Consider the following 2,796-nt stretch of genomic DNA (forward strand, 5'->3'; position numbering starts at 1 on the left):
CGGGAGCGGATTTGAACGTTGCGCAGCAACGGCCCGGAGGGTGGCGGGCAGGACGCCCGCCATAAACTGCCAGGCATCAAATAAAGTGAAGAAGCCCGTCCTGCCGGATGGGCTTTTTTGCGTCTGTGCAGAGTGAAACCTGCCGGATGCGGCATCCCGCCTTATCCGGCCTACGCTGGACTGAACGTATTTTGTAGGCCTGATAAGCGCAGCGCATCAGGCACATTGCGGCACCGTGGTTATCTTCTTACCCATTGCATAACAAAATCAGCAATTTGCTGTATATCATTAATATCTAATGATGGAACATCCACAGGTAACGGAACATCACTGGCAACCGCGATAACAAACTCATCCATCGCCAACTCTTCAGAACTATGCCCGCAGCCCTCGCGAAAAAGCAGGATCTTCGCAACAGGTTCATGCTTAAATCCCTCAACCAGTACCATATCCAACGTCGAAGCATCCATCCTGCTTACCAGATACGCTAAATCCAGTTCGGGTTCTTCCGGTGTTTCTACCATTAACGCCCAACGTTGCTGACTGGCGACCAGTGTTTGTGCCGCCCCTGCCTTGCGCAGCTCATAGCTATCTTTGCCGGGCTTGTCGATATCCATATTATGGTGAGTATGCTTAATCAATCCGGGTCTAATACCTCTGGCGCGCAGCTCAGGGATCAGTTTCTTTAGCAGCGTGGTTTTTCCCGTACCGCTCCATGCCGCAATGGCAAGCAATGGGATCATGATTTTTCCTGCCATTTTGCGAGTTCTTCAGGTGTGTTCACGTTTACGAATGCATCTTTATGATCGCTGAAATCGACGGCATGACCGCCAGCCTGACGCATAAAAATCATGACGCGTCGTTCACCTGACTGAAGATAATCCTGTAGCAAGGGCTGCAAGGAACGGTGCATCAGGGCAATGGTCGGGTGATCTCTTTCCCCATCATGCACCCAGACGATTGGTGCAGCTTTGCGCTGCTCTTTTAAACGAGAGACCAGATCGTGAGGAATATAGGGCATATCGCACGGGCAGAACAAAAACCAGTCTCCCGCTTGCTGCAGGAATACCGACAGCATCCCGGCCAGTGGGCCAGGGAAATCGGCCAGGGCATCGGGAATCACTTTCAGGCCGCTTTGTTGGTAGATATCTCGGTGGCGATTGGCATTAACGACTACGGTTTCGACCTGCAAAGCGAGGGTATCGGCTACATGCCGCCAAAGCGGTTTACCGTCCAGCTCAAGCAAACCTTTATCCGTTCCGCCCATCCGTCTGGCCTTACCGCCCGCCAGCACAACCCCTGTTATTGCACTATCCAGAATCACTGATATCGCCTCTTTTAATGTGGGATTGACCCTGCTAACGTATCCGTATTGAGCCTAAGGAGCACAACCATGAAATGTAAACGCCTGAATGAAGTTATTGAACTCCTCCAGCCAGCCTGGCAGAAAGAACCCGATCTTAACCTGATGCAATTTTTACAGAAACTGGCGCAAGAGTCAGGTTTTGACGGTGAACTGGCGGATTTAACTGATGACATTCTGATCTATCACCTGAAAATGCGTGACTCGGCGAAAGACGCCGTCATCCCAGGTATTCAGAAAGATTATGAAGAAGATTTTAAAACAGCCCTTCTCCGCGCACGTGGCGTAATTAAAGAGTAAAAGCTTGTAATCGCCGCCACCGAAAGCGCTGCGAAATGATATCCTGAATCATTCGTAGTATTTTCCGGATGATGGGATGAACGACAACGCTTTTACTTTCCAGACGCTACACCCGGATACCATCATGGATGCGCTGTTTGAGCAGGGGATCCGGGTGGACTCCGGGCTTACCCCGCTTAACAGCTATGAAAACCGTGTCTATCAGTTTCAGGACGAAGACCGCAGACGCTTTGTCGTTAAGTTTTATCGCCCTGAGCGTTGGTCCGTCGATCAGATCCAGGAGGAGCACCAGTTTGCTCTGGAGCTGGTGAGCGATGAAGTGCCGGTTGCTGCGCCGTTGGTACTGAATGGCCAAACGCTGTTAAGCCATCAGGGTTTTCATTATGCGATCTTCCCAAGCGTCGGCGGGCGCCAGTTTGAGGCAGATAACATCGATCAGATGGAGGCGGTTGGGCGCTATCTGGGGCGTATGCACCAGACTGGCGGCAAGCGTAATTTCGCTTTCCGTCCCACGATTGGCCTTGAAGAGTATCTGACCGAACCGCGTAAACTGTTTGAACAGGCCCAACTTATTCCATCAGGTCAAAAAGCAGCCTTCCTGAAAGCAACGGATTCACTTATTACAGTAGTTTCCGAATGCTGGCATACGCGTTTTGCCACGTTACGCCTGCACGGTGATTGTCATGCCGGCAATATTCTGTGGCGTGACGGCCCAATGTTTGTCGATTTAGATGATGCCCGCAATGGTCCGGCTGTTCAGGATTTATGGATGCTCCTCAATGGTGATAAAGCTGAACAACGCATGCAGCTTGAAACCATTATCGAGGCTTATGAAGAGTTTAGTGAGTTCGACACGACAGAAATCGGACTGATCGAACCTTTACGTGCTATGCGTTTAGTTTATTATCTTGCATGGCTGATTCGACGTTGGGGTGACCCTGCGTTTCCAAAAAACTTCCCGTGGTTAACCGGGGAAGATTACTGGCATCGTCAGACCGCAACTTTTATTGAGCAGGCAAAAATTCTGCAAGAGCCCCCCTTACAATTAACGCCAATGTATTAATCGGAGAAACTTGAACATGAAAAAAATATGGCTGGCGCTGGCTGGTATGGTTTTAGCTTTTAGCGCATCT

4 protein-coding genes are annotated in these 2,796 nt (G+C 50.3%); 2 read left to right on the forward strand and 2 right to left on the reverse strand.

Translation table 11 applies throughout. The features are described from left to right. Positions 1–239: 239 nt before the first annotated feature. Both mobB and mobA read right to left on the reverse strand, forming a co-directional pair. Positions 240–743 carry a molybdopterin-guanine dinucleotide biosynthesis protein MobB gene (mobB, locus tag KQJ18_RS23160; RefSeq protein WP_087856634.1) on the reverse strand — a complete coding sequence of 168 codons (504 nt, stop codon included), beginning with the start codon at positions 741–743 and terminating at the stop codon, positions 240–242. Next, positions 740–1,324, reverse strand: coding sequence for a molybdenum cofactor guanylyltransferase MobA (mobA, locus tag KQJ18_RS23165; RefSeq protein ID WP_085049695.1), 585 nt, complete (start codon positions 1,322–1,324; stop codon positions 740–742). The genes mobB and mobA overlap by 4 nt, the downstream gene beginning before the upstream one ends. Positions 1,325–1,393: 69 nt before the next feature. Between mobA and KQJ18_RS23170 the strand changes: the two genes are divergently transcribed. Both KQJ18_RS23170 and KQJ18_RS23175 read left to right on the forward strand, forming a co-directional pair. After that, on the forward strand, positions 1,394–1,663 hold the full coding sequence (locus KQJ18_RS23170) for a YihD family protein (protein ID WP_003028616.1): 270 nt from the start codon (positions 1,394–1,396) through the stop codon (positions 1,661–1,663). Between the two features lie 76 nt (positions 1,664–1,739). Next, positions 1,740–2,726 (forward strand): serine/threonine protein kinase, encoded by a 987-nt coding sequence (locus KQJ18_RS23175; RefSeq protein WP_061382604.1) that lies wholly within the window; start codon positions 1,740–1,742, stop codon positions 2,724–2,726. Positions 2,727–2,796: the final 70 nt, after the last annotated feature.

The organism is Citrobacter sp. S55_ASV_140 (assembly GCF_018919505.1).
In the GTDB taxonomy this organism is placed as follows: Bacteria; Pseudomonadota; Gammaproteobacteria; order Enterobacterales; family Enterobacteriaceae; genus Citrobacter; species Citrobacter werkmanii.

What these genes read in the sequence shown, in the direction of transcription:
- KQJ18_RS23175 (WP_061382604.1), top strand. Translation starts at nt 1,740, where the DNA reads ATGAACGACAACGCTTTTACTTTCCAGACGCTACACCCGGATACCATC.
- mobB (WP_087856634.1), bottom strand. Translation starts at nt 743, where the DNA reads ATGATCCCATTGCTTGCCATTGCGGCATGGAGCGGTACGGGAAAAACC.
- KQJ18_RS23170 (WP_003028616.1), top strand. Translation starts at nt 1,394, where the DNA reads ATGAAATGTAAACGCCTGAATGAAGTTATTGAACTCCTCCAGCCAGCC.